General features: G+C 70.9%; 24 protein-coding genes. 16 read left to right on the top strand and 8 right to left on the bottom strand.

Annotated elements, in window-relative coordinates:
* Positions 1 to 4 precede the first annotated feature (4 nt).
* Positions 5 to 697: a DedA family protein gene (locus ABD998_RS02825; RefSeq protein WP_345436907.1), complete on the bottom strand. Its 693-nt coding sequence runs from the start codon at positions 695 to 697 to the stop codon at positions 5 to 7.
* 107 nt (positions 698 to 804) lie between these two features.
* Between ABD998_RS02825 and leuS the strand changes: the two genes are divergently transcribed.
* The 3 genes from leuS to ABD998_RS02810 all read left to right on the top strand — a co-directional run bounded on the left by leuS (position 805) and on the right by ABD998_RS02810 (position 4,054).
* Positions 805 to 3,357 (top strand): leucine--tRNA ligase, encoded by a 2,553-nt coding sequence (gene leuS, locus ABD998_RS02820; RefSeq protein ID WP_345435713.1) that lies wholly within the window; start codon positions 805 to 807, stop codon positions 3,355 to 3,357.
* A 65-nt stretch (positions 3,358 to 3,422) separates the two neighbouring features.
* A complete protein-coding gene (locus ABD998_RS02815) occupies positions 3,423 to 3,644 on the top strand; it encodes a type II toxin-antitoxin system VapB family antitoxin (protein WP_345436906.1) in 222 nt (73 codons plus the stop codon).
* Entirely contained in the window at positions 3,641 to 4,054 is a 414-nt protein-coding gene (locus tag ABD998_RS02810; RefSeq protein ID WP_345435711.1) for a PIN domain-containing protein, read from the top strand. The genes ABD998_RS02815 and ABD998_RS02810 overlap by 4 nt, the downstream gene beginning before the upstream one ends.
* Before the next feature lie 88 nt (positions 4,055 to 4,142).
* Here ABD998_RS02810 and ABD998_RS02805 read toward each other — a convergent pair whose 3' ends face one another.
* Positions 4,143 to 4,511 (bottom strand): hypothetical protein, encoded by a 369-nt coding sequence (locus ABD998_RS02805; protein ID WP_345435709.1) that lies wholly within the window; start codon positions 4,509 to 4,511, stop codon positions 4,143 to 4,145.
* 394 nt (positions 4,512 to 4,905) lie between these two features.
* On the opposite strand from ABD998_RS02805, the gene ABD998_RS02800 reads away from it, so the two are divergent.
* From ABD998_RS02800 to holA, 9 genes are all read left to right on the top strand, one after another.
* Positions 4,906 to 5,358 carry a hypothetical protein gene (locus ABD998_RS02800; RefSeq protein WP_345435707.1) on the top strand — a complete coding sequence of 151 codons (453 nt, stop codon included), beginning with the start codon at positions 4,906 to 4,908 and terminating at the stop codon, positions 5,356 to 5,358.
* Positions 5,359 to 5,567: 209 nt separating this feature from the next.
* Positions 5,568 to 6,167, top strand: coding sequence for a ComEA family DNA-binding protein (locus tag ABD998_RS02795; protein ID WP_345435705.1), 600 nt, complete (start codon positions 5,568 to 5,570; stop codon positions 6,165 to 6,167).
* Positions 6,164 to 8,497 (top strand): ComEC/Rec2 family competence protein, encoded by a 2,334-nt coding sequence (locus ABD998_RS02790; protein WP_345435703.1) that lies wholly within the window; start codon positions 6,164 to 6,166, stop codon positions 8,495 to 8,497. Before ABD998_RS02795 ends, ABD998_RS02790 begins: the two co-directional genes overlap by 4 nt.
* Positions 8,498 to 8,627: 130 nt before the next feature.
* Positions 8,628 to 9,293 (top strand): hypothetical protein, encoded by a 666-nt coding sequence (locus tag ABD998_RS02785; RefSeq protein WP_345435700.1) that lies wholly within the window; start codon positions 8,628 to 8,630, stop codon positions 9,291 to 9,293.
* A 171-nt stretch (positions 9,294 to 9,464) separates the two neighbouring features.
* The gene (locus ABD998_RS02780; RefSeq protein WP_345435698.1) at positions 9,465 to 9,959 is read left to right on the top strand and encodes an RNA polymerase sigma factor; all 495 of its coding nucleotides are present in this window, start codon (positions 9,465 to 9,467) and stop codon (positions 9,957 to 9,959) included.
* Entirely contained in the window at positions 9,949 to 10,905 is a 957-nt protein-coding gene (locus tag ABD998_RS02775) for a hypothetical protein (RefSeq protein ID WP_345435696.1), read from the top strand. Before ABD998_RS02780 ends, ABD998_RS02775 begins: the two co-directional genes overlap by 11 nt.
* A gap of 105 nt (positions 10,906 to 11,010) precedes the next feature.
* Complete coding sequence (locus ABD998_RS02770; protein ID WP_345435694.1) at positions 11,011 to 11,478, top strand: peptidase inhibitor family I36 protein; 468 nt, start codon at positions 11,011 to 11,013, stop codon at positions 11,476 to 11,478.
* Positions 11,475 to 12,104, top strand: coding sequence for a hypothetical protein (locus ABD998_RS02765; RefSeq protein WP_345435692.1), 630 nt, complete (start codon positions 11,475 to 11,477; stop codon positions 12,102 to 12,104). The genes ABD998_RS02770 and ABD998_RS02765 overlap by 4 nt, the downstream gene beginning before the upstream one ends.
* Positions 12,105 to 12,142: 38 nt before the next feature.
* Positions 12,143 to 13,183, top strand: a complete 1,041-nt coding sequence (gene holA, locus ABD998_RS02760; protein ID WP_345435690.1) for a DNA polymerase III subunit delta — start codon at positions 12,143 to 12,145, stop codon at positions 13,181 to 13,183.
* Positions 13,184 to 13,246: 63 nt separating this feature from the next.
* Here the strand turns inward: holA and rpsT are convergent, their stop codons facing one another.
* The 6 genes from rpsT to ABD998_RS02730 form a co-directional block, all read right to left on the bottom strand.
* Complete coding sequence (gene rpsT / locus ABD998_RS02755) at positions 13,247 to 13,507, bottom strand: 30S ribosomal protein S20 (RefSeq protein ID WP_345435687.1); 261 nt, start codon at positions 13,505 to 13,507, stop codon at positions 13,247 to 13,249.
* 112 nt (positions 13,508 to 13,619) lie between these two features.
* Positions 13,620 to 14,381 (bottom strand): alpha/beta fold hydrolase, encoded by a 762-nt coding sequence (locus ABD998_RS02750; protein ID WP_345435685.1) that lies wholly within the window; start codon positions 14,379 to 14,381, stop codon positions 13,620 to 13,622.
* 80 nt (positions 14,382 to 14,461) lie between these two features.
* Positions 14,462 to 16,177, bottom strand: a complete 1,716-nt coding sequence (locus ABD998_RS02745; RefSeq protein WP_345435683.1) for an ABC transporter family substrate-binding protein — start codon at positions 16,175 to 16,177, stop codon at positions 14,462 to 14,464.
* Between the two features lie 157 nt (positions 16,178 to 16,334).
* On the bottom strand, positions 16,335 to 18,257 hold the full coding sequence (locus ABD998_RS02740) for an ABC transporter ATP-binding protein (protein WP_345435681.1): 1,923 nt from the start codon (positions 18,255 to 18,257) through the stop codon (positions 16,335 to 16,337).
* A complete protein-coding gene (locus ABD998_RS02735; protein ID WP_345435679.1) occupies positions 18,254 to 19,180 on the bottom strand; it encodes an ABC transporter permease in 927 nt (308 codons plus the stop codon). Before ABD998_RS02735 ends, ABD998_RS02740 begins: the two co-directional genes overlap by 4 nt.
* A 19-nt stretch (positions 19,181 to 19,199) precedes the next feature.
* Entirely contained in the window at positions 19,200 to 20,183 is a 984-nt protein-coding gene (locus ABD998_RS02730) for an ABC transporter permease (protein ID WP_345435677.1), read from the bottom strand.
* A gap of 291 nt (positions 20,184 to 20,474) precedes the next feature.
* Between ABD998_RS02730 and lepA the strand changes: the two genes are divergently transcribed.
* The 4 genes from lepA to hrcA all read left to right on the top strand — a co-directional run bounded on the left by lepA (position 20,475) and on the right by hrcA (position 25,351).
* Positions 20,475 to 22,325, top strand: a complete 1,851-nt coding sequence (gene lepA / locus ABD998_RS02725; RefSeq protein ID WP_345435675.1) for a translation elongation factor 4 — start codon at positions 20,475 to 20,477, stop codon at positions 22,323 to 22,325.
* A gap of 28 nt (positions 22,326 to 22,353) precedes the next feature.
* Positions 22,354 to 23,004 (top strand): DUF1990 family protein, encoded by a 651-nt coding sequence (locus ABD998_RS02720; RefSeq protein WP_345435673.1) that lies wholly within the window; start codon positions 22,354 to 22,356, stop codon positions 23,002 to 23,004.
* Positions 23,004 to 24,221, top strand: a complete 1,218-nt coding sequence (gene hemW, locus ABD998_RS02715) for a radical SAM family heme chaperone HemW (protein ID WP_345435671.1) — start codon at positions 23,004 to 23,006, stop codon at positions 24,219 to 24,221. The genes ABD998_RS02720 and hemW overlap by 1 nt, the downstream gene beginning before the upstream one ends.
* Before the next feature lie 89 nt (positions 24,222 to 24,310).
* Positions 24,311 to 25,351: a heat-inducible transcriptional repressor HrcA gene (gene hrcA / locus ABD998_RS02710; protein WP_345435669.1), complete on the top strand. Its 1,041-nt coding sequence runs from the start codon at positions 24,311 to 24,313 to the stop codon at positions 25,349 to 25,351.
* Positions 25,352 to 25,364: the final 13 nt, after the last annotated feature.

Here is a 25,364-nt window from a genome sequence, read left to right as displayed (position 1 = left end):
GCGCTCAGTCTTCCATGCGGGGGCCCGCGGCTCCATCCGCATCCCCGGGCCCGTCGGCGTGGGCGCGCAGATGCCTGTGCTCGAGGCGCGAGAGCACCTTCTTACCGGCGAACACGAGGACCAGGAACAGCGCGATCACGCCGACGAAGACGTAGCCGGCGTAGTGGGCCTGATCGGCGAGCTGGCGGAAGCCGACGGCGGCGCCCGCGGCGATCGAGACGTAGAGCCCCGACCACAGCGCGCACGCGGGCAGGGTCCACGCGAGGAAGCGGCGATAGGAGTAGCCGCTCATGCCGACCGTGAGGGGGACGAGGGAGTGCAGCACGGGGAGGAAGCGCGACAGGAAGATCGCGATGCCCCCGCGACGGCGGAGGTAGCGCTCGGACCGCTGCCAGTTGTGCTCGCCGATGCGGCGGCCCAGCCATGAATGCCGGATGCGGGGCCCGAGCCAGCGTCCCAGGGCGAAGCCGATGCTCTCGCCGACGAGCGCTCCCGCGACGACGGCCGCGCCGAGCGCGACGCCCTCCCAGAGCGATCCGACGCCCGTCGCGGCGACGAGCACGATCGTGTCGCCCGGCACGACGAGGCCGACCAGCACGCTCGTCTCGAGCATGATCGCCACCGCGGCGAGCAGCGTGCGGACCACGGGGTCGACCGACGAGACGACATCCAGGATCCAGAGGAGGACGTCGTTGATCACGTGCCGAGCTTACGGGCCGACCACGCGCGCTAACCTGGAGTCTCCCGATTTTCCGCCGCCCGGCGCCCCGTGCGGCGAGTTCGATTGATTGGCTTCATCCCACCGTGTCGCAGACCACCGTAGAGACCGCAGAGAACGACGTCCACGCCGTGCAGGCGAAGTGGCAGGCGTACTGGAACGAGCACGGCACCTTCCTCGCAGGCGGCGACGGCGACTCGCGCCCGCGCAAGTACGTCCTCGCGATGTTCCCGTACCCGTCGGGCGACCTCCACATGGGCCACGCGGAGAACTACCTCTACAGCGACATCGTGGCGCGCTTCTGGCGCCACCGCGGCTACAACGTCCTGCACCCGATCGGGTGGGACTCGTTCGGCCTGCCCGCCGAGAACGCCGCCATCAAGCGCGGCGCCGACCCGCGGGAGTGGACCTACGCCAACATCGCGCAGCAGCGCGAGAGCCTGAAGGCCTACGGCGTGTCGTTCGACTGGAGCCGCGTGCTCCACACGAGCGACGACGACTACTACCGCTGGAACCAGTGGCTGTTCCAGCAGCTGTTCGAGCGCGGGCTGGCGTACCGCAAGGAGAGCCCGGTCAACTGGTGCCCGAACGACCAGACCGTGCTCGCCAACGAGCAGGTCGTGGACGGCCACTGCGAGCGGTGCGGCGCCGAGGTCGTGAAGAAGAAGCTCACGCAGTGGTACTTCAAGATCACCGACTACGCCGACCGCCTGCTCGACGACCTCAACCAGCTCGAGGGCTTCTGGCCGCACAAGGTGCTGCAGATGCAGCGCAACTGGATCGGCCGCTCGGTGGGCGCCGACATCGACTTCGAGATCGAGGGCCGCGCAGAGAAGGTGACCGTCTTCTCGACGCGCCCCGACACGCTGCACGGCGCCACCTTCATGGTCGTCGCTCCCGACAGCGATCTCGCCGCCGAGCTCGCGTCCGGCTCGTCGCCCGAGGTGCGGATGGCGTTCCAGGACTACCTGGAGCAGGTGCAGAAGCAGACGGACATCGAGCGCCAGAGCGCCGACCGCCCGAAGACGGGCGTCTTCCTCGACCGGTTCGCGATCAACCCCGTCAACGGCGAGCGGCTGCCGATCTGGGCGGCCGACTACGTGCTGGCCGACTACGGTCACGGCGCGGTGATGGCCGTGCCGGCGCACGATCAGCGCGATCTCGACTTCGCCATCCGGTTCGACCTGCCCGTGCGCGTCGTCGTCGACACGTCGGCGCCCGTGACGGGCGCGATCCCGGTCATCGAGGTGGACGACGAGGGCGTGCCCATCGACCCGATGCCGCTCGACGACCCGAAGCAGACGGGCGTGGCGCTCTCCGGCGAGGGCCGGATGATCAACTCCGGCGCGCTCGACGGGCTCTCCAAGCGCAACGCGATCGCGCGCACGATCGAGCGCCTCGAGGCGGCGGGCACCGGCCGTGCCGCGAAGCAGTACCGGCTGCGCGACTGGCTCATCTCGCGCCAGCGGTTCTGGGGCACGCCCATCCCCATGGTCCACACCGAGGACGGCCGGGTCGTGCCGGTTCCGGCCGACCAGCTGCCCGTGCGTCTGCCGTCGGCCGAGGGACTCGATCTGAAGCCGAAGGGCAAGTCGCCGCTCGGCGCGGCGGCCGGATGGGTCGAGACGACCGACCCCGAGACGGGCGAGGCGGCGCTGCGCGACCCCGACACGATGGACACCTTCGTCGACAGCTCGTGGTACTTCCTGCGGTTCCTGTCGCCGGGCAACCAGGATGTCGCGTTCGCCGAGAAGGACGCGCTGCGGTGGGCGCCGGTCGATGCGTACATCGGCGGCGTCGAGCACGCCATCCTGCACCTGCTCTACGCGCGCTTCATCACGAAGGTGCTGTTCGACCTCGGCAAGGTCGACTTCACGGAGCCGTTCTCGAGCCTCATCAACCAGGGCATGGTCATCCTCGACGGCGCGAAGATGTCGAAGTCGAAGGGCAACCTCGTGCTGTTCAGCGACGAGCTCGCCGCGCACGGCGCCGACGCGCTGCGCGTCGCGCTCGCGTTCGCGGGCCCCGTGGAGGACGACAAGGACTGGAAGGACGTCTCCACGACGGGTGCGCAGAAGTTCCTCGCGCGTGCGCTGCGTGCCGCGCACGAGGTGACGAGCCCTGTCGACGTCGTGTGGGCGGAGGGCGACCAGGCGCTGCGCCGAGTCACGCACCGTCTCCTCGCCGAGGCGCCCACGCTCGTGGAGCACACGAAGTTCAACGTCGTGGTCGCACGTCTCATGGAGCTCGTCAACGCCATCCGCAAGACGATCGACCAGGGCCCCGGGGCCGGCGACCCCGCCGTGCGCGAGGCGGTCGAGGTGACCGCGATGGTGCTCGACCTGTTCGCCCCGCACACGGCGGAGGAGATGTGGGAGGCGCTCGGATACGAGCCGTCGGTCGGCCTCGTGACCTGGCGCTCGGCCGACCCGACGCTGCTCGTCGACGAGCAGGTGACGGCGGTCGTGCAGATCGACGGCAAGGTGCGCGCGACCCTGCAGGTGCCGGCGAAGATCGACGGCCCCTCCCTCGAGGCCCTCGCGCGCGGCGACGAGCGGGTCGTCCGTGCGCTCGGCGGCAAGGAGATCACGCGCGCGATCGTGCGCGCGCCGAAGGTCGTGAGCTTCTCGACGAAGTAGACGTGGAGGCTGCGGGGTTATATGATCAGAAATATAACCACGGCGAGAGGAGGCCCGAAGTGGCCATGACGAGCGTTGATCTGGACCCTGCGCTCATCGAGCGCGCCCGGGTGCTCACAGGCGAGCGCTCCAATCGCGCCGTCCTCGACCTCGCGCTGCGTCGGCTGATCGCATCGAAGCAGAAAGCGACGATGATCGACGGCATCGCGGAGCTCGCCGACCTGCCCGCGGGCCTCGGCTCCCCGGTGGAACCGTCGCGGCCCGAGGGGCGCGTCACCGCACCGTGACGGACTACCTCGTCGACAACTCGGTATGGGCCCGGCTCGCACTGGGGGATCCCGGGGTCGTGGCGAGACTGCGACGGATCGAGCGCGCGCCGGCGGATCTCCTCGTCACCTGCCCACCGCAGGTTCTCGAGTTCTGCCACGCCGCTCGGAACCCGGGCCAGCACGCGGTGTTCCGAGAACGAATCAGCCTGGGCTTCCCTCTCGAGCACGCACCGGACGAATCGCTCGTACTCGACATCCAGAGCGCGCTGTGGAACTCGGGACTGGTGAGAGCGGCGGGTGCTGTCGACATCCTCATCGCCGGATACGCGATCGTCAACGATGCCACCGTCCTCGCCGCAGATCACGACTTCGCGCACATCGCCGCGGTGACCGATCTCCAGCACGAGTATCTGGCTCCGTCGTCCTGAGCGACCGGAGAAGGGGCCGATCGACACCGGTGTGTCGAGACCAGTGCAGTGCGGAGAGAGGGAGGACGGGCGAGGCATTCCGCGGCGATCAGTCGCGGGATTCCTGCACGGAATCCATGTCGACGTGGACGCTCCCGTCCAGCGATCGGCGGAACTCCAGGTCGTAGTAGCCGAAGCGTACCGGCGGGTTCTCTCCGATAGTTTCGTGGGGAACCGTCTCCCAGTCCCAGTTGCTGATGGGCGTGCCGACGCAGTTCGGCGGAAGCGACTCGGCCGCACCGTCTTCACAGAGGACGACCTCGTGCGTGCCGTCCGGGCTGGGGCCCAGCACGTAAGCGGTGATGCTCTCCCATGAACCACCGGCGGTCGGTTCAGGCCCCACGTTAGGCACGGCGGTCGCGCATCCCGCCAGTGCGGTGACGCTCACCAGGAGTCCGGCCATCGTGCGTCGCTTCATCCTCGATCTCCCTTCCCTCATTGCCCATCCGGAGGATGCAACCCATCGAGCCCGAGCGTTCGGTGGATCTCCACATGCCTTGGTAGGGAGTCGCTATCGCATGCTGCTTCACGGAGAAGGTGCCACGAAGCGGTGATCCCTGACAAGGGCGCCTTGGTTCGATCTCGCCCCGCGGCCACCGCCGCTCCCTTCATGCACGCGTACGCTCATACCGCGTGGAATCTCGGAGTGCGGGGCTTCGCCACGGACGAGATCTGCGGATTCAACGTCCTCTGCTCAGGGAGAAGCTGAACCGCGGTTCACACGAAATCAGGCGCTCATCGCACTTCTCTCGAGCGGAGCGGTGTCGTTGACGGGATGCACGACGACGACCACGGATGCACACTTCTCGCGCGTGCAGCTGTACGAGTCGGTCCACGCGCTCGCGGACGACAGCGTCGTCGTCGCGGTCGTGCACGTCGTCTCGCAGGAGAGCGCGAACGAGACCGGGGAGGACAAGACCGCTGAGTTCACGCTGTCCGCCGTGGTGATCGACGAGGTGGTCAAGTCCGACGGCCCCGCCGCGGGGCCTGAGATCATCGTGCGACAGGACGGCGGAACGGAACAGGCACCACCCGCCGAGCTGGTCGAAGTCGGTGACACCCATCTGCTCTACCTCACCGCCTCCGAACTCGAAGGCGACGTCGCATCGCAGTACTACGTCACCGGAGCGAACACGGGCATCTACGCGGCATCCCAGGACACTGCCGGCTGCGGAACCTCACAGGTCTTCGAGCAGGTCGTCGCGGAGACAGGCCAAGACCTCCCCGCACAGATCTCGCCGGAGGAAGCAACCGCGCCAAGCTGATTCACGGATTCTGCCCGCGTGTGGTCGAGGGGCCACTCCCACGCGCCGGCCATGAGTGAGGGATCGCTGCGATCATCTCGTTGCGACAGTCTCGTCGAGTGGGCGCGGTGCGGCCACCAGCCGTGCACAGCCCTCGCGCGCGCGGTGTGCCGTTCCCCAGTCGGCCGAGGGCACCCTCCGCGGGCTCTCCGCGGTCCTAGCGTGGCGGCGTGACGGATGGTCCGCGGCTGCGCTCTCCCCGTGCGCGCCTCGGCGCGGGCGGGGTGATCGTGCTCGCGCTCGGGGCCCTCGCCGTCGTGATCGGGGTCGGCGTGTGGCGCGGCGCCGCGTCTCCCGTCGAACCGGTCGCGGTCGAGACGCCGACCGCGTCGATCGCGGCGGGGCAGCTGTACGTCCACGTACAGGGCGCCGTGCGCGAGCCCGGCCTGTACGTGCTCGACGCGGGCGCCCGCGTCGTCGACGCCGTGTCGGCGGCAGGCGGGTTCGCCGACGACGCCGACGAATCGGGGGTCAACCTGGCCCGCCCCGTCGCCGACGGCGAGCAGCTCGCGGTCCCGGTGGAAGGGGAGGCACCCGCATCGGGCGCCCCCGATGCCCCCGGCGCTCCCGCCGGCCCGGGCCTCGTGAATCTCAATACGGCCGACGCCGCGGCGCTCGAGGAACTCCCGCGGATCGGCCCCGCGATCGCCGAGCGCATCATCGCGTGGCGCGACGAGAACGGCCCGTTCACGGCCGTCGACGATCTGTTGGCGGTGTCGGGCATCGGAGACGCGATGCTCGACACCCTCCGCCCGCTCGTGACGGTGTGAGAGCGATCGTGGGCGTCGACGGTGTTGTCGCGAGCCGTCGCGACCTGCGGATGGTGCCGGTGGCGGCCGCCGCGTGGGGAGCAGGGCTCGTCGGCGTGCTCGCGCCCGACCTGGCGGGATGGCTCGCAGTCGCAGGCGGGCTCGTGTGCGCGGCAAGCGCCATCCGGATGGCCGTGAGGGGTCCGACGGTCGCGCTCTCGATCGTCGGGGTCGGTGCCGCCTTCGCGGCGGCGGTGGCGGCTCAGGTGTGGCTCGCCGAGCCGTCGCGCAGCGAGGCCCGCGCGTGGACGTCGGACGGCGACGCCTTCGTGACGGCCACGATCGATGTAGAGACGAAGGTGCGCAGGGTCGGCGAGAACCTGTGGTTCGACGGCGACGCGACGACGCTGCGCGTGGGGCACGCCACCGCCGACGTCGCGCTGCCCGTGACCGTCGCCGTGCCTGTCGACGCCCTGGCGGAGCGTGCCGCCCTCGACCTCGGGGCGGTCGTCGAGATCCGCGGCTCCGCCCGCGCCGCGGACGCGGGCGACCGCGCGGTGCTCGTCGTGTTCGCCGACGCGGTCCGCGCGGTGGCAGAGCCGCACGGTGTGCTCGCCGTCGCCGCAGCGCTGCGCGACGGCTTCGCGGGAGACGTCGTGGCAGGGCTCCCGGAGCCGGGCGCGGGGCTCCTCCCCGGGCTCGCGGTGGGCGACACGCGTGCGATCCCGCCCGAGCTCGACGCCGATATGAAGGCGTCCTCCCTCACGCACCTCACCGCGGTCTCCGGGGCGAACTGCGCGATCGTCGTCGGCCTCGCATTCGGGCTGGCCGCGCTGCTCCGGCTGCCCCGCCCGCTCCGGTTCGTGCTCGCGGGCGCGGTGCTGGCCGGCTTCGTCGTGCTCGTGACGCCGGAGCCGAGCGTCGTGCGGGCGGCGAGCATGGCGGGCATCGCGATGCTCTCGCTCCTCGCCGGCCGGGCGGGCGCGGGGGTTCCGGCGCTCGCGGCGGCGGTCGTCATCCTGCTCCTGGTCGATCCGTGGCTCGCCACGTCGTACGGTTTCGCGCTGTCTGCGGCCGCCACCGCCGCGCTTCTCCTGCTCGCCGGACCGCTCGCCCGCGGACTGGAGCGCGTGATGCCGCGTCTGCTGGCCCTGGCGATCGCCGTGCCGCTGTCGGCCCAGCTCGCGTGCGGGCCGATCATCCTGCTCTTGGCCCCTGCCGTGCCGCTGTACGGAGTCGTCGCCAACCTCGTCGCCGCTCCCGCCGCCCCGGCCGCGACCGTCGTCGGCTTGCTCGCATGCGTCCTCCAGGGGCTGCCCGTGGTGGCGCAGGGCCTCGCGGCCGTCGCCTGGGCGCCGGCCGCGTGGATCGCGCAGACGGCGCACGTCTTCGCCGCGCTGCCCGGCGCCGCCGTGCCGTGGTGGGGAGGCCTCGGCGGATTCGTCGCGCTCGCGATCGTCGACGCGGCGACGGTCGTCGTCATCCTGCGCCCCGCGCACGTGCGGACCGCGGTGAGGCGCGCGGCCGCCGCCGTGCTCGCGATCGCGGTCGGCGCGGGTGCGGGTGCCGGTGCGCTGGGCGGCGTGGCTGGCCCGCTCACGACACCCGCCGGATGGTCCATCGCGCTCTGCGACGTGGAGCAGGGCGACGCGATCGTCCTCCGCTCGTCCGACGCCGTCGCGCTCGTCGACACCGGGCCGGAACCGGAGGCCCTTCGCGCGTGCCTCGCGAGGCTCGGTGTCGACCGGATCGAGATGCTCGTCCTCACGCACTTCGATCTCGACCACGTCGGCGGCGTCGAGGCGGTGGCGGGGCGGACGGGCACGCTCCTGCATGGCCCGGTGGGCGACGACGGATCGGAGTGGATCGCCCAGGCGCGCGCGCAGGACGTCGTCGAGGCATCGGCGGGCATGACGGGGCGCCTCGCAGAGGCCGAGTGGCGCGTGCTCTGGCCGCGGCCGGCGAGCCGTGCCTTCCCCGAAGGCAACGACGCCAGCGTCGTCATCGAGTTCGCGGGCGCCGGCGTCCCGCGCACGCTGCTCCTGGGCGACCTCGGCGCGTCAGCGCAGTCCGTCCTCCTGGCGACGGGCGCGGTCTCCGCCGACTACGACGTCGTCAAGGTCGCGCACCACGGGAGCGCGGATCAGGACGGGGAGCTGTACCGGCTGGCGGCGCCCGATCTGGCGCTCGTGGGGGTGGGTGCCGACAACGACTACGGGCATCCGACCGACGTCGTCCTCGCGGAACTCGCCGCCATCGGAGCAGCGGTGGCGCGCACCGACCTCGACGGTCTCGTGCTCGCAGGCCAGGACGCGCGCGGACTGTGGGTATGGCGCGAGAAGGGAGGATGACGCGATGAGCAGGAGCGAATGGCAATGTTGGGCAGTCCCTGTATATTTGGTTCCGACCACCTGAGAACCTTCTGCTCGCGCGGATGCAGCGACCGGTCGGACCTCGCCACCATCACGCTACGGGGGAACCATGGCACAGATCACCTTCGCGCCGGGAGAGCGCGAGATCGACCGGACGGAGCTCAGCCCCTCCGTCCTGCTGTTCTGGATCAAGACGACGCTCGCCGTCAGCAGCACGCGCCTCGTGTGGGACCAGGCCAACACCCTGTTCGGCCTCATCCCGCTCGGACACAACGAGGAGACGACGCCGCTCGCCAACACCGCGAGCGTGTCGGTGAACACGCGATTCCACGTCGGCCGCGTCGTCTGGGGCATCGTGTGGCTCATCGTCTCGCTCATGCTCTTCGGCAACGCCTGGGTCCTCGGCCTCTTCTTCCTCCTCCTCGCCGGCGCGAACATCGCCAACGCGATGAGCGCGACCTTCGTCGTGACGAACAACGGCGGCGGGCGCCAGGTCGTGCAGGTGTCGATCCTCGAGAAGGCCAAGCTCGAGTCGTTCGCGAACAAGATCAAGCAGCACCTGTTCGCCGATCAGGCCGCCCTCCGACACGACCAGCAGATGAACGTTCAGCAGGCGCAGCTCTATGTTCAGCAGGCGCAGCTCAACGCGCACCTCGCGCAGAACCAGCAGCCGCCGCAGGTCCAGGGCCAGCCGCAGTATGGCCAGCCGCCCGTGCCGCCGCAGCCGCCCGTGCAGGGCAGGCCGCCGGCGCCCCCGGCGCCGCCCCAGCCCTGAGCACTCCCGCAGCGACCCCGCCGACGATCCGTCGGCGGGGTCGCTGCCGCGTGGGGGAGGCCGCGACGCGGGTCTCCGTGCGAAGCTGGGATCCGGACGACATCGGATGTCAGGAATCGGCGTCTCGCGACACATACAGGGTGAAGAGGCGCGCCGGAGGGTGAGAGTGCCATGGGGCGACGCGAGGTCTTCAGCGTCCTCTTCGACCAGTTCTACGGCCCTGTCGTCCGATATGTGGAGCGTCGCGTGCACAACACCGCCATCGCAGAGGAGCTCGCCGCCGAGACCTTCGAGGTCGCCTGGCGTCGACTCGACCCCGATTCGCCCCCGGGGCTGCCCTGGCTGTACCGCACGGCCGCGAACCAGATCCTCAACCACCGCAGACGCCTCGACACCACCCGGAACGTCGAGGTCGCCCTCGCCTCGGACGGCGAGCGGGACGACCGGCTGGACGACGAGCGGATGGACGTGGTCAGGGCCATCCGGTCGCTGCCCGATCGCGAGCGGGAGGCGATCGCGCTGACGTACTGGGAGGGACTGGCGCCCCACGAGGTCGCCGAGGTGCTCGGATGCCGCGTGGACGCGGTCTGGAAGGCTCTCAGCAGGGGACGCGCGCGACTTCGCCGCCTGCTCTCCGACGGCGAGGTGACCGCGCGTGCACGCTGACGACGACCTCGCCGAGCTCATCCGGGCGGCGGACCCGGCCCGCACGCCCGCCGACGCGGGGACCCGCGCGCACGTTGTCCGCGATCGCATCGTGGCGCGCGAGGGCGGAGCGGGGCGCCGCCGGACACGGAGTCTCGTCCTCGTCGCCGCGGCGGCGGCCGGGGTCCTCGCCATCTCGCTCACGACCCCCTGGCTGGGCGGCGGCGAGGGAGCCCACGCGCTGACGCCCCCGCCGCTCGATTACGCGCCCGTCTCGGATTCCGCTGTCGACGTCGTGGCGGAGGCCACAGCCGAGCTGGAGGACGCGGACGTCGTCGTGGCCGAACCCGTGCGAGCCGTGGATGCGCTCGGCTGGTACCTCGACATCTCCTACGGCGAGGGCGACGTCGTCGTCGCCGCGCGCGCCCCCGAGCGGACGAGCCTCGTGTGGGAGCCCGACCTCTCCGGCCGGTCGACCGTCATCGCGGCGCGATCCACCTGGGACGACGACGCGGTCGACGCCCCGGAGCCCGGGACCGTGCTGTCGGACATCGTGTTCGCCCCGGGCGAGTTCACCACCCCTGTCGTCGATCCGCCCGCGGCGGACGCCGCCTCCCTGCTCGCCGCCCTGGCGGACTACGGTCTGCCGGAGACGTACACGGCGGCCGATCTCATGACGACCGCCGAGGGGCTGCTGCAGCAGTGGACGCTGTCGGACACGCAGGAGGCCGTGCTGCTCGATCTGCTGGCCGACGCCGACGACGTCGTCGTGGAGGGCGAGGCTGCCGACCGGGAGGGCAGACCCGTCATCGGGTTGTCGGCCGCGACCCCCACGCACGAGGTCACATGGCTCGTGTCGCGGGACACCGGGCGCATCGTCGGAGCGGAGTCGGCCCTCCTCGACGATCTCGACACGATCCCCGCGGGATCGATCATCAGCTATACGCTGTGGGGCATCGAGTCCTGACACGCCCGGGAATCCGGATGTCAGGAATCGGCTTCTCGCGACACAACCTCTATGAAGGGCGTCGTGCACCCGAGCACAACGCGCCCCCTGGACCCTGGACAGCACATGAGACGTCTTCTCGCGACCCTCGTCATCCTCTTCGTGGCGGTCGCCGCGCCCCTTCCCGCCTCCGCGGCCCCCGACGACGACGTCGACCCGGCCATCCGATACGCCCTCGCGCAGGTGGAGGGCGGTGTCGTGGTCGCCGACGATCGGGTCGTGTGGCCGGCCATCGGGATGGAGCTGCGGCTCGCGTCGACCGGGGCGAGGGCCGAGGCGCTCGCGTCCGTCGGCCGCTGCCCGTCCGGCCGGGTCTGCGCGTTCGAGAGCACGGCCGGAGCGGGGACCATGCTCTCGTGGACCGGGTGCAGCAACTACAGCACGGCGGCGCTCGTGAGCACGGGATCGATCGCGAACGCCCGCACGAGCGGGACCCTGCACGCGCGCAACGGCGCGACGATCGTCGCGACCGCAGGGCCCGGCGCGCTCGTCAACGTGTACGCAGCGAGCGACAACGTGCGTTGCGTCCCATGAGCGCCGTGTCTCCTCACCCGCCCGCCCGTCGCGCAGACGACGGCGGCTGCACGCTCGAGCGCGCGACGCTGCACGACCTGCCTCTGCTGGTCCGGATGTCCGTGCGCCTGCGCCTGCGGGGGATGTCCGGCACGGGCCTCCGCTGGCTGCTCGCCGCGCTCGCTCTCCTCGCCGCGGGGTCAGCGGTCGCCGGCGCGTTCGTGCACGGGGTCGCCGTGACCGCCATCGTCGCGCTCTTCGCCGTCGGTCACCTCCTCGTCGTCGCGGGTGCGGTCCTCGCCATCCTCGCGGCGGGGGTCCTGCGCCGGCTGCGCGACCCCCGGCGGGACATCGTCCTCTCGCCCGAACGTGACGCAGCCGTCGACGTCGTCCGCGGCGACGACGGCGTCCTGGAGTTCTCCCACCACGTGGCGCTCGGACGCGGCCGCGGCCGGGGCAGGGCCCTGCGGCGCCTGCTCGCCGCCGAGCTCGTCCCCGGCACCGTGGACGCGAGGATGACCGTGCCCGATGTCGGGTTCGCGGCGCTCGTGCTGGAGCAGTTCCCGTCGCTCGAGCTCCACGAGGCCGGAGGCGCGCTCGTGCTCTGCACGCCCGGCGTCGCTCCGCTCCCGCTCGGCCGCCGCTGACGCCGACCGGCGTCCGCGCTCGCGGATAGGCTGGGGGGATGGCCGCCGCACCCCGCAAGACCCCCGCGAAGACCGCGAAGACGGCCATCCCGCAGCTGTCATGGCGGAAGCCGGAGCCCGCACCCGTCGTCCTCGTCTCCGGGCCCGAGGAGGTCTGCGCGGAGCGCGCCATCGCGGGCGTCCGCGACTACCTCAGAGCCGAGGACCCGTCGCTCGAGATCACCGACATCGTCGCGTCCGACTACACGTCGGGGACGCTCCTCGCCGTGACGTCGCCGTCCCTCTTCGGCGAGCCGCGTCTCGTGCGGGTGTCCGGAGTGGAGAAGTGCTCCGACGCGTTCCTCACCGAGGCGCTCGCGTACCTGGAGGCCCCGCAGGAGGGCGCCACGCTCGTCCTGCGGCACACGGGCGCGACGGTGCGCGGCAAGAAGCTGCTCGACGCGATCCGCGCGGGCACGGGGCGCGGTGTCGAGGTCCCGTGCCCCGCCGTCAAGCGCGACTCCGATCGCTTCGACTTCGCCGCCGGCGAGTTCCAGGCCGCTGCGCGACGGATCGCGCCCCGCGCGCTGCAGGCGCTCACGCAGGCGTTCACGGGCGAGCTCGCCGAGCTCGCGGCGGCCTGCCAGCAGCTCATCGCGGACGTCGAGGGCGACATCACCGAGGACGTCGTGTCGCGCTACTACGGCGGCCGCGTCGAGACGAACGCCTTCGCCGTCGCCGACACCGCGATTGCCGGCCGCTACGGGGAGGCGCTCGTCGCCCTGCGGCACGCGCTCGACTCGGGCGCCGATCCGGTTCCTCTCGTGGCGGCGTTCGCCATGAAGCTCCGCACGATGGCGCGCGTGGCCGGTTCCCGCGAACCCGCGCGTCAGCTCGCGATGCGCCTGGGCATGAAGGACTGGCAGGTCGACCGCGCCCGCCGCGATCTGCAGTCGGGCTGGAACGAGCGGGCGCTCGCGCTCGCCATCCAGGCCATCGCGCGAGCCGACGCGGAGGTGAAGGGCGCCTCGCGCGACCCGGTGTTCGCCCTCGAGCGCATGGTCACGGTCGTCTCCACGCGCGCGCCGTTCGGGCGCTGAGTCCGCGACACAGCAGAAGGCCCGCCCCGCGATGCGGGACGGGCCTTCCGACGAGGGAGCTGCTCAGAGAGCGGCGACCTGCTTCGCGATGCCCGACTTGCGGTTCGCTGCCTGGTTCTTGTGGATGACGCCCTTGCTCACGGCCTTGTCGAGCTTCTTGGACGCCTTGAGCAGCGCGGCCTCGGCGGCCGACTTGTCGCCCGCGGCGACGGCCTCGCGCGTCTTGCGGACGAGCGACTTGAGCTCGCTCTTGACGGCCTTGTTGCGCTCGCGCGCCTTCTCGTTGGTCTTGATGCGCTTGATCTGCGACTTGATGTTTGCCACGTCGAATGACTTTCGTTCAGGTGAGCTTTCGGAAGTGCCGCGTGACGGGAGAGGGGCGTCGTACGGCGGTGTGGGTGGCCCCACACGCAAGCCAAGGGTCAATGCTACCAGGTCAGTCCGCGCCATCCGGACGCGCGATCGACGCGATCGCGAGGTCGAGCACGGCGTCGAACACCCGCGGACGCATGGCGGTCACGAGATGGGTCGTCCGCGGCACGACGACGAGCTCGGCATGCGGCACGAGACGCAGGAACTCGCGCTCGTGGAGGCGGAGCTGGTCCCATTCGCCGTTGACGAACCACACCGGCGCACGCAGACGGGGGAGCGCCTGCCGCAGGTCGAGCGTCGCGAGGCTCGCGAGCGCGGCGTCCTCGGCGGCGAGGGCGTATCCGCCTGCGCCGAAGTCGAGGCGGGTCTCCTCCGGGAGCGTGGCGGCCAGGATGCGCCGGACGAGCCACAGTCCGTTCCCCGGCGAGACGCGCAATCCGCGGAGGAGGAGACGGTACCCCCGCAGCCCCGCGCCTCGGGGGAGCGCCGTCGCACCGGCCGCCACGAACCCCGCGACGGACGGGGTGGTCTCGCGGGCGAGGAGCTCCGCGCACAGCAGCCCGCCCATCGAATGCCCGACGAGCAGCACGGGCCCCGACTCCGCCGCGCGGCGGACGGTGCTGTCGATCGTCGTGAAGGCCTCGTCGAGCGACCACGTCTCGTCCATCCGCGCGCCGTGCCCCGGCAGCTCGGCGAGGTGGACGCCGACGCCGCGTCGACGCAGATGCGCGACCTGCGGCCTCCACATGGTCGCCGACGTGCGGATGCCGTGCACGAGCACGACCTGCACGGGGGAGACGCGGGCCGGGGAGACGCGGGCGGGCATGGCGTCATGGTAGCCAGCGCGACGGCGGAGGGGCCGCCGACGCGAGGTCGGCGGCCCCTCCGGGACGGGAGGTCAGCGGATCACTCGGCCGACGCCATCCAGCCCTGGTTCTCGACCGGCTGCACGCCGTAGAGGTCGAGACCCGTGTAGCCCTCCGGCGTGAGGTTGGCGATGCCCGACGTCACGGCGTTGATCCACGGTCCGCTGTAAAGGGGGAGGATGCCCCAGGTCTCGGCCATGATCTCGGACTCGAGCGCCATGCCGGCCTCGTTCTGCTCCTCCTTCGTGGGGAGGGCGTTCACCTCGGCGATCCGCTCATCGATCTCGGGCGTTCCGGTCGCGGAGAGGTTGAGCGAGCTGTCGGTGCAGTAGATCTGGCACATGAACTGCACGCCCGACGCCGATCCCGACACGAACGACAGCATGACGAGGTCCCAGTCCTTCGTCGTGAGCACCGTCGAGAAGTCGCTCACGGGGCGCGCGTCGATCGTCAGCTCCACGCCGATCTCGGCGAGCTGCGTCTGGATGACTCGCGCGCGCGCCTCGACCACGGGGTCGTCCCCGAACGTGGGGAGACGGCCCTCCAGGCGCAGCCCGTCCTTCTCGCGGATGCCGTCGTCGCCCGCGACCCAGCCGGCCTCGTCGAGGATGGCGTTCGCCTCGTCGACGTCGAACGACCAGCCGGCCTCGGACAGCGCGTCGACGTAGCCCTCCTCGAAGGGGTACATGTTGAACGAGCCGGCGTCTTCCTCGGTGTAGTTGAGGCCGTTCCAGACGACCTCCTTGATCTGCTCGCGGTCGATCGCCTTGAAGATCGCCTCGCGGACGGCGACGTCGGCGAACTGCTCGCGCTCGGCGTTGATCTCGAGGAGGTTGTTGGACGTGCGCTGCGCGCGGTAGATCTCGATGCCCTCCATGTCGGACACCTGCGACAGGCGGTCCTCGGTGTTCGTCACCGCCAGGTCGATCTCGCCGTTGCGGAACGCGTTGATCTCGGCGGTGTCGTCGAGCTGGCGGAAGGTGACCTTGTCGAGCAGCGGCTCGTCGCCCCACCAGTTCTCGTTCGGCACGAACGTGACCGTGCCGCCGTTCGCGTCGAACGTGTCGATCGTGTAGGGCCCCGCGCCCCACTCCGCGTGCGGGTCGTCGATGAAGCCCTCGTTGAACACCTCGGGGCTGTCGACGGCCGGGTGCAGGAGGCCGGAGAACATGAAGTCCGTCCACGGGTAGACCTGCGAGAACGTGACGACGACCTGCTTGTCGTCCTCGCCCGCCGCGACCGACTCGATGACGTCGTAGCCGTCCGTCGAGCTCGGGTTGTATCCCTCCTCGTAGGAGCGGTTCGCGATCCACGTGTTCTCGAACGCGGTCCAGTCGATGGGCGTGCCGTCGTTCCAGACCGCGTCGGGGTTGATCGTGTAGGTGACGACCGTCTTGCCGTCGACCTCGTCGACGACGCGGTCCTCGATGTAGTTGGGGTTGAGCACGGCCCCGCCCTCGGGCTCGGCGAGGATCACCTGCGGGGTGAACCACGCCTGCAGCGTCTGCGTGTCGACCGTCGCGTCGGCGTGGAAGCCGTTCTGCTGCGGCGTGATCTCGCTGATCGGCCACGTGACCTCGCCGCCCTGCTCGAGCGCGTCGCGCTCCTGCGGGTTGTAGTCGGCGCCGACGATCTCCGTGGGCTCCTCGCCGCCCGATCCGTCGCCGCCGTCGCCGCCCCCGGCGGCGCACGCGCTCAGGACGAGAGCGAGCGCGCCGAACGCGGCCGTCGCTCCGATCCACCTCTGGTGCTTCATGGTGCTGCTCCTTTCGCGCCTCGTAGGCGCCGGATGTGGGAGAGATTGAGGTCGAGGCTAGTCGCGGGCCCCGGGTCGTATCCGGAATGGGATCGACCTGTGACCTGCGGTTCCTCGTCCTCGGTGCGGGCGTCGGCCGGGCCGGCGCCCACGCATGTCAGCCGCTCGTGTGCTCGCGGCCGATGCTGGAGGGGTCGAACGCGACGCGGGTGCGGCCGCGCTCGACCTTCGGGTCGGGAATGGGGATGGCCGACAGCAGCGCCCGCGTGTACGGATGCTGCGGGCGGTCGAACACGTCGTCCACCTCGCCGAACTCGACGAACGCCCCGCGGTACATGACCGCGACGCGGTCGGCGAGATGGCGCACCACGGAGAGATCGTGCGCGACGAAGAGGTAGCTGATGCCGAGACGCGTCTTCAGCTCGTCGAGGAGGTTGAGGACGCCCGCCTGGATCGAGACGTCGAGAGCGGACACCGGCTCGTCGAGGACGACGAGCCTCGGCTCGGTGGCGAGCGCCCTCGCGATGCCGATCCGCTGGCGCTGGCCGCCAGAGAACGCCTGCGGGAACCGGTCGCTGTGCGCGGGATCGAGCCCGACGAGGCCCATCAGCTCGTCCACGCGCTCGTGGGTGCGCTCCTTCGACGTGCCGATCGTGCGGAGGGGCTCGGCGATGATGTCGAACACCGTCATGCGCGGGTCGAGGGCGCCCATGGGGTCCTGGAAGACGATCTGGATGTCGCGGCGCGCCTCCCGTTCGCGGCGGCCGCCGCGCAGGTCGCGGACGCTCGTCCCGAGCAGCCGGATGTCGCCGTCCTCGGGGGCGGCGAAGTCCATGATCTGGAGGAGCGTCGTCGTCTTGCCCGACCCGGACTCGCCGACGATCGCGAGCGTCTCCCCGGCCTTGATGTCGAAGGAGATGTCGGCGATCGCCCGCACCTCCCCGACCTTCCGCTTGAGGATCCCCTTGAGCACGGGGAACGACTTGGAGAGCGACTCCACCTCGAGCACCGTCTCGCGCTCGGCGCGGGGCGTGAGCTGCAGCGCACCGGGGCGGATCTCCGGCACGGGGTACACCGGGCGGTCCGCGATGCGCCCGTGACGGATCTCCTCCGCGCGGATGCATGCAGCCCGATGATCGGGCGATCCCGTCACGGCGACGAGCTCGGGCTCGCGGACACGGCATGCGTCGAGCACGACGGGGCACCGGTCGGCGAAGGGGCAGGCGTCCGGCAGCCCGATGAGCAGGGGAGGCGTCCCCTTGATCGCGACGAGCGGCTCCTTGTCGCGCTTGTCGACCCGCGGGATCGCGCCCAGCAGGCCGATCGTGTACGGCATCCGCGTGTCGTCGAAGAGATCCAGCGCCGGCGCCTGCTCGATCGGCTTGCCGGCGTACATGACGAGGACGTCGTCGGCGATGTTGGCCACCACGCCCATGTCGTGCGTGATCATGATGACGGCGGCCCCGGTCTCCCGCTGCGCCGTGCGGATGAGATCGAGGATCTGCGCCTGGATCGTCACGTCGAGGGCGGTCGTGGGCTCGTCCGCGATGATGAGCTTCGGGTTGTTCGCCATCGCGATCGCGATGACGACGCGCTGGCGCATCCCGCCCGAGAACTCGTGGGGGAACGCCTTCATCCGCCGTTCGGGGTCCGAGATCCCGACGAGCGAGAGCAGCTCGACCGCGCGATCCCACGCACGCCGTCGGCTCATGCCGGCGTCGTGCGTCACGAGCGCCTCGATGAGCTGGTCGCCGATCGTGTAGACGGGCGTCAGCGACGTGAGGGGGTCCTGGAAGATCATCGCGAGGCCGTTGCCCCGGATCGCCGACATCTGCCGGTCGTTCTTCTCGAGCAGCTCCTCGCCGCGGAAGCGGACGGATCCCGTCACGTGGGCGGTCTCGGCGAGCAGCCCCATGATGGCGAGCGACGTCACCGACTTGCCGGAGCCGGACTCGCCCACGATGCCGAGCGAGCGGCCGGGGAGGAGATCGAAGGAGACGCCGCGCACGGCGTCGACGCGGCCCGCCTCCGAGGGGAACGACACCGCGAGGTCGCGGACGGACAGGACGGGTTCGGTCATGCGCGGCCTCCTGCCGCCGAGGTGGGATCGAGGGCGTCTCGCAGCCCGTCGGCGACGAGCGCCATCGAGACGGTCAGCAGCGTGAGGGCGCCCGCCGGGAAGAAGAAGACCCACGGGGCGCTCGTGATGATGCCGGACCCCGTTCCGATGAGCGAGCCGAGTGAGACGTCGGGGAGCTTCACGCCGAAGCCGAGGAACGACAGGCTCGTCTCCAGCATCACGGCGCTCACGACGCCGAGCGTGAAGTTGATGACGAGCAGCGATCCGATGTTGGGGATCATGTGCCGCAGCACGATCCGGAACCCTCCGACGCCCATGTAGCGCGCGGCGTGGATGTACTCGCGCTCGCGGAGCGACAGGCACAGCGTCCAGATGGTGCGGGCGGAGATGAACCAGTTCGTCAACACGAGGATGACCGTGATGATGCGCCAGTCGCCGCCCGAGTCGTTCGACACCATGGCGATGATGAGGAACGTGGGGACGGCCATGAGGAAGTGGATGACCGCGAGCGAGGTCTTCTCGATCCATCCGCCGAAGTACGCCGCCGCCGCGCCCACGATCGCGGAGATCACGGTCGTCCCGATCGACACGAGGACGGCGATCATGAGCGAGCGCTGCAGCCCCACGACGACCATCGCGTACAGGTCGTTCCCCGAGTTGGTGGTCCCGAACCAGTGCGCGGCGCTGGGCGGGTCGGTGAGCGCGAGGAAGTCGAGCTCGATGTGGTCGTACTGCTGGAAGAAGGGCCCCACGATCGCGAAGAGGATGAGGATCGCGAAGATCACGAGTCCGCCCACTGCTGGCCGGTTGCGGAGGAACCGGCGGGTGTAGAGCGCCGACTTGCGCAGCGGCCTGCTGCGCCCGGCCGCCAGCACGGCGGGGGAGGGCGGCGGGTTGTCGCCGTGCTCGAGCGGGTCGCGCATGTCCGATGGCATTGTCATGTCAGCTCACCCGCACTCGGGGGTCGATGGCGACGACCGCGACGTCCGCGAGCATCGCGCCGATGAAGGTCATGAAGGCGCCGAACGCCGCGATGGCGACGGTGCCGTGGATGTCGTTCTGCGCCAGTGTCTGGGAGAAGTACTGCCCCATGCCGTTCCACCCGAAGATCGACTCGGTGAGGATCGCGCCGGTGAAGGCGGCCGGGATGTTGAACGCCACCTGCGTCGTCACCGGGATCAACGACGTGCGCAGCGCATGACGGCGGATCGCCTGCGCCTTCGTGAGCCCCTTGGCTCGCGCCGTGCGGACGTAGTCGGCGCCGATGTTGTCGAGCAGGATCGACCGCTGCAGGAAGTGATAGCCCGCATACCCCGTCAGGATGAGGCCGAAAGTGGGGAGGGTGAGGTGCTGGACGACGTCGACGACGACGGGGAGGAACCCCGTCACCTCCGGGTTCGACGAGCCCGTGACGTAGAAGATGCGCGTGCCGACCGCCTGGTTGATGGAGATCGCGATGAGGACGATGCCGAGGGCGGCGACCACGACCGGGATGTTCATCGTCACGATCGAGGTGGCCTGCCCGATGCGGTCGGCGAGGCGGTACTGGCGCGAGGCGGTGTAGACGCCGATGGCGATCCCGACGAGCGCCGTGAGGATGGTGGCGCCGAGCACGAGCTCCGCCGAGATCCACATGCGGTACGCGACCTGGCCGTTGACCGACTCGCCCGTCGGGCTCACACCCCAGTCCCAGCGCGTGAGGATGGCCGTCAGCCAGTTCCACCAGCGCTGTACGAGCGGAACCGTGTCGCTGAGATTGCGCGGCTCGAGGAGCGCGACGATCTGATCCTCGCTGAGCGGCGGGCGGCGCCCCACGTAGTTGCTGCGCGGGTCCAGGTAGAACCAGGCCAGGAAGTACGTGAGGTTCGTCGCCACGGCGATGATGAGCAGCCACCCGAGCACTCGGCGCAGCAGATATCTGATCACGTTCGTGGATTCCTTCGTCGGACGGCGACGACGCGCTCGGCGCACCATCGCACACAATGCGGGGAACTCTACCCCGCAAGCTGTCAGGCAGGAAACGATGCGCCGAGCGTGTCGAAAAGCGTTACCGATCCGTACCGCGCAGGGCGGATGCGGGTCGATGGCGCCGACGCTACGTGCAGATTGTGAAGGGCATGTTTCGGCGGTCCGCGGTCCGAGGCCGATCTGTCTGGGACCCGGACAGATCCGGCGCGTGCCGTGTCGACCGTCCGCTCCCCGTAGAATCAGACGGATATGTCCCCTCGTGCCACGACTCCGCTCCCGCCGGCCGCGACACCGCCCGAGCGCATCCGCAACTTCTGCATCATCGCGCACATCGACCACGGCAAGTCGACCCTGGCCGACCGCATGCTGCAGCTCACGGGCGTCGTGTCCGACCGCGACATGCGCGCCCAGTACCTCGACCGCATGGACATCGAGCGCGAGCGCGGCATCACGGTGAAGAGCCAGGCGGTGCGGCTGCCGTGGCAGCTGGACGGCGAGACCTTCGCCCTCAACATGATCGACACGCCGGGGCATGTCGACTTCACGTACGAGGTCTCGCGCTCCCTCGCCGCATGCGAGGGGGCGATCCTGCTCGTGGACGCGGCGCAGGGCATCGAGGCGCAGACCCTCGCGAACCTGTACCTCGCCCTCGAGAACGACCTCACGGTCATCCCCGTGCTCAACAAGATCGACCTGCCGGCCGCCGACCCCGACCGGTTCGCGAAGGAGCTCGCCGATCTCATCGGCGGCTCGCCCGACGACGTCCTGCGGGTGTCCGGCAAGACGGGCCAGGGCGTCGAGGAGCTGCTCGACCGCCTCGTCGAGGAGATCCCCGCCCCCCATGGCGACCCCGACGCGCCGGCGCGCGCCATGATCTTCGACTCGGTCTACGACGCCTACCGCGGGGTCGTCACCTACGTGCGGATGGTCGACGGGCGGCTCACGCCGCGCGAGCGCATCCAGATGATGTCGACGAGGGCGACGCACGAGCTCCTCGAGATCGGCGTCTCGAGCCCGGAGCCGACGCCCTCGAAGGGGCTGTCCGTCGGCGAGGTCGGCTATCTCATCACGGGCGTGAAGGACGTGCGCCAGTCGAAGGTCGGCGACACGGTCACGAATCAGCGCACCCCCGCGGCCGATGCGCTGCCCGGCTACACCGATCCCAAGCCGATGGTGTTCTCCGGCCTCTACCCGATCGACGCGAGCGACTACCCCGACCTCCGCGAGGCGCTCGACAAGCTCAAGCTCTCCGACGCGTCGCTCGCCTACGAGCCGGAGACCTCCGTGGCACTGGGCTTCGGGTTCCGCTGCGGCTTCCTCGGCCTCCTCCACCTCGAGATCATCACGGAGCGGCTCGCGCGCGAGTTCGGGCTCGACCTCATCACGACGGCGCCGAGCGTCGTCTACGAGGTCACGACCGAGCAGGGCGAGAAGATCGTCGTCACCAATCCGAGCGAGTACCCCGACGGCAAGATCGGCTCGGTCTCCGAGCCCATCGTGCGCGCGTCCGTCCTCACGCCCAAGGAGTACGTCGGCACCGTCATGGACCTCTGCCAGACGCGGCGCGGCACCCTGCACGGCATGGACTACCTCTCGGAGGAGCGCGTCGAGCTCAAGTACACGATGCCCCTCGGCGAGATCGTCTTCGACTTCTTCGACCAGTTGAAGAGCCGCACGCAGGGCTACGCGAGCTTCGACTACGAGCCGGAGGGCCAGCAGGAGGCCGACCTCGTCAAGGTCGACATCCTCCTGCAGGGCGACCGCGTCGACGCGTTCAGCGCGATCGTCCACCGCGAGAAGGCCTACTCCTACGGCACCACCATGACCGAGCGGCTGCGCAAGCTCATCCCGCGTCAGCAGTTCGAGGTGCCCATCCAGGCAGCCATCGGCGCGCGCGTCATCGCACGCGAGAACATCCGCGCCATGCGCAAGGACGTCCTCGCGAAGTGCTACGGCGGCGACATCACCCGCAAGCGCAAGCTGCTCGAGAAGCAGAAGGAGGGCAAGAAGCGCATGAAGATGGTCGGCCGCGTCGAGGTGCCCCAGGAGGCGTTCATCGCCGCGCTGTCCGGGGACGTCGAGACCAAGTCCGGGAAGTAGCCAGCGGGCTGCGGTTAGGGTGGACGACATGCGCCGGGCGACGTTCCGAGACGAGACGGTCGATTATGCGGCGGTCGGGGCGACGCAGGCCCCCGACCTCCTGCAGTATCCGCCGGAGAACAGCATCCCCGCCGCGTCGGCGTGGCGGATCGGCAGCGGCGAGGAGCGGTTCCGCACCGCGGTGGAGTCGCTGCTGTCCTGGGGCGCGCTGACGGGCGCGGGTCTCGAGCTGAGCGATGTCCGCCCGGCTCCCGGCCCGACGTACACGGGGGTCAGCTTCGACGAGGCGGGCAACGCGATCGCCCCGAGCCACTCCGACGACGACCAGCGCTTCGCGGCGGACGGCACGCCGTTCGTCGGCGCCGGGACGACGGTGACCGTCCGCGGCAAGGTCGACGGGGCGCGCGCCGACGCCGAGCTCCGGGTGATCTTCGTCGTCGAGGAGGCGCGTCGCGTCGGCTTCGCCCTCGGCACCGTCGGCGCGTCGGTCGTGAGCGGCGAGGAGTCGTTCATGCTCGAGTGGCGCGAGAACGACGAGGTGTGGTTCGAGGTGCGGGCGTTCGACCGCCCCGTGACGCTCTCCCTCCGCCTGTTCAAGAGCCTCGTGCGCCGTCGCCGTCGCGCCCTCTTCGCCGGCTATCTGCGCGCCATCTCGCCGCTCTTCCGCACGGCCGCCTGATGGCGGGAGCCCTCCCCGTCGGCGACCCCGCCCCGGCCGACGGAGCGCTGCCTGGCGACCTCGTCGTGGATCCGTCCACCGACCTCGGGGTCTACCTGCACGTCCCGTTCTGCCGGGTGCGCTGCGGCTACTGCGACTTCAACACCTATACCTCGGGCGAGCTGCGCGGCGCCCGGCAGGACGAGTACGCCGACACGGTCCTTCGCGAGGTCGCGCTCGCGCGCGGGGTGCTCGACGCCGCCGGCGGCCTCCGCCCCGCGCGCACCGTGTTCTTCGGCGGCGGCACGCCGACGCTCCTCCCTGCGGGCGATCTCGCGCGCATGCTCGACGGGGTGCGCGACGCCTTCGGGCTCGCGGACGACGCCGAGGTCACGGTCGAGGCCAACCCCGACACCGTCGACGGCGCGGTCGCGGACGAGCTCGCCCGCGCCGGCGTGACCCGGATGTCGGTGGGCATGCAGTCCGCCGTCCCGCACGTGCTCGCGGCGCTCGACCGCACCCACTCGCCCGCGAACGTGCGGACGGCCGTCGAGGCGGGCAGGCGCGCGGGGCTCGACGTCAGCGTCGACCTCATCTACGGCGCACCGGGGGAGTCGCTCGACGACTGGCGGGCGTCGCTCGACGCTGCGCTCGCGCTCGAACCCGACCACCTCTCGGCCTACGCGCTCATCATCGAGGACGGCACGAAGCTCGCCAGGCAGATCCGGCGCGGCGAGGTCCCCGCGCCCGACGACGACCTTCAAGCGGACATGTACGAGGCGGCCGACGCCGCTCTCGCCGCGGCGGGCTACGACTGGTACGAGGTGTCGAACTGGTCCCGCGGCGCGCAGCGCCGATCCCGTCACAACCTCGCGTACTGGCGCGGGACGGACTGGTGGGGCTTCGGTCCCGGAGCGCACAGCCATGTCGCGGGGCTGCGCTGGTGGAACGTCAAGCATCCCGCCGCCTACGCGCAGCGGCTGGCGGCCGGCGAGTCGCCGGCTGCCGGCCGCGAGCGCCCGGACGAGGCGTCGCGTCGACTCGAGCGCGTGCTGCTGGAGAGCCGCATCCGCGAGGGCCTCGCGATCGCGTCGCTCCCCGACGACCGCCGGCAGGCGGTCGCCGGCCTCATCGCGGACGGGCTCGTCGAGCCGGCGGACGCGCTGAGCGGGCGCGTCGTGCTCACGCTCCGCGGCCGCCTCCTCGCCGACGCCGTCGTGCGCGCGCTCACCGACTGATCGACGCGCGGCGCCGTCGGCCGACCGCCCGGCCGACGGATCGGTAGACTGGCACTCGGAGACGTCGAGTGCCAGGGAGAGGAGCGGGCATGGTCAGCGAACGCGGGCTCCAGGTGCTCCGCGCCATCGTGCAGGACTACGTCGACACCCATGAGCCGGTCGGAAGCAGGGCGATCGTCGAGCGCCACTCCTTCGGGGTGTCGGCCGCGACCATCCGCAACGACATGGCGCTCCTGGAGGACGAGGAGCTCATCGCCCAGCCGCACACGTCCTCGGGACGCGTCCCCACGGACAAGGGCTACCGCGTCTTCGTGGACCACCTGGCCGAGCTGCGGCCGCTCTCGACGGCGCAGCGCTCGGCGATCGCCTCGTTCCTGGGCGAGCCGTACGATCTCGACGACCTGCTCGCGCGCACCGTCCGCGTGCTCACCCAGCTCACGGGTCAGGTCGCTCTCGTCCAGTACCCCTCGTTCTCGCGCGCGAACATCACCCACGTGCAGCTCGTCGAGCTCGACCCGCAGCGCGTGCTCCTCATCATCGTGACCGACACCGGCCGGGTCTCGCAGCGGATCGCCGCGCTCCCGCAGGCGCTCGACGCGGAGGAGACCGCCACCGTGGCCACGCGGCTCGTGGCGCTCCTCGCCGGCCGTTCCGTCGCGGAGGCGGCGGACGGCCTCGAGCACGCGCGCGCCCAGGCGCCGACACCCGTGACGGCCGTCGACGCCGCCGTGCACGCCGTCGCGGCCGCCGCGGCGGAGGAGCTCGCGGAGTTCCGGCAGAACCGGCTCGTCATGGCGGGCGCCGCGACGCTGGCCCGCCGCGAGCACGACTTCCGCGGCAGCATCCACCCGCTCCTCGAGGCGATCGAGGAGCAGGTCACGCTGCTGCGGCTCATGAGCGAGATGGTGGCGGACGGCCAGGGGCTGTCCGCGAGCATCGGTCGGGAGAACGCCGCCTTCGGGCTCTCGGAGGCGTCGATCCTCACGAGCGAGTACGACTCCGCCATCGGCGCGGCGCGCGTGGGGATCATGGGCCCCACGCGCATGGACTACCCCCGCAACCTCGCGGCGGCACGGGCCGTGGCCCGCTACCTCACGAGGCTGCTGGACGAGGACGAGGGACGACGCTGACGCGTCGTCCACG

The organism is Microbacterium gilvum, assembly GCF_039543865.1.
Classification (GTDB): domain Bacteria; phylum Actinomycetota; class Actinomycetes; order Actinomycetales; family Microbacteriaceae; genus Microbacterium; species Microbacterium gilvum.
The sequence above is the reverse complement of the archived record's forward strand: the minus strand, read 5'-3'. Positions and strand labels throughout refer to the sequence as shown.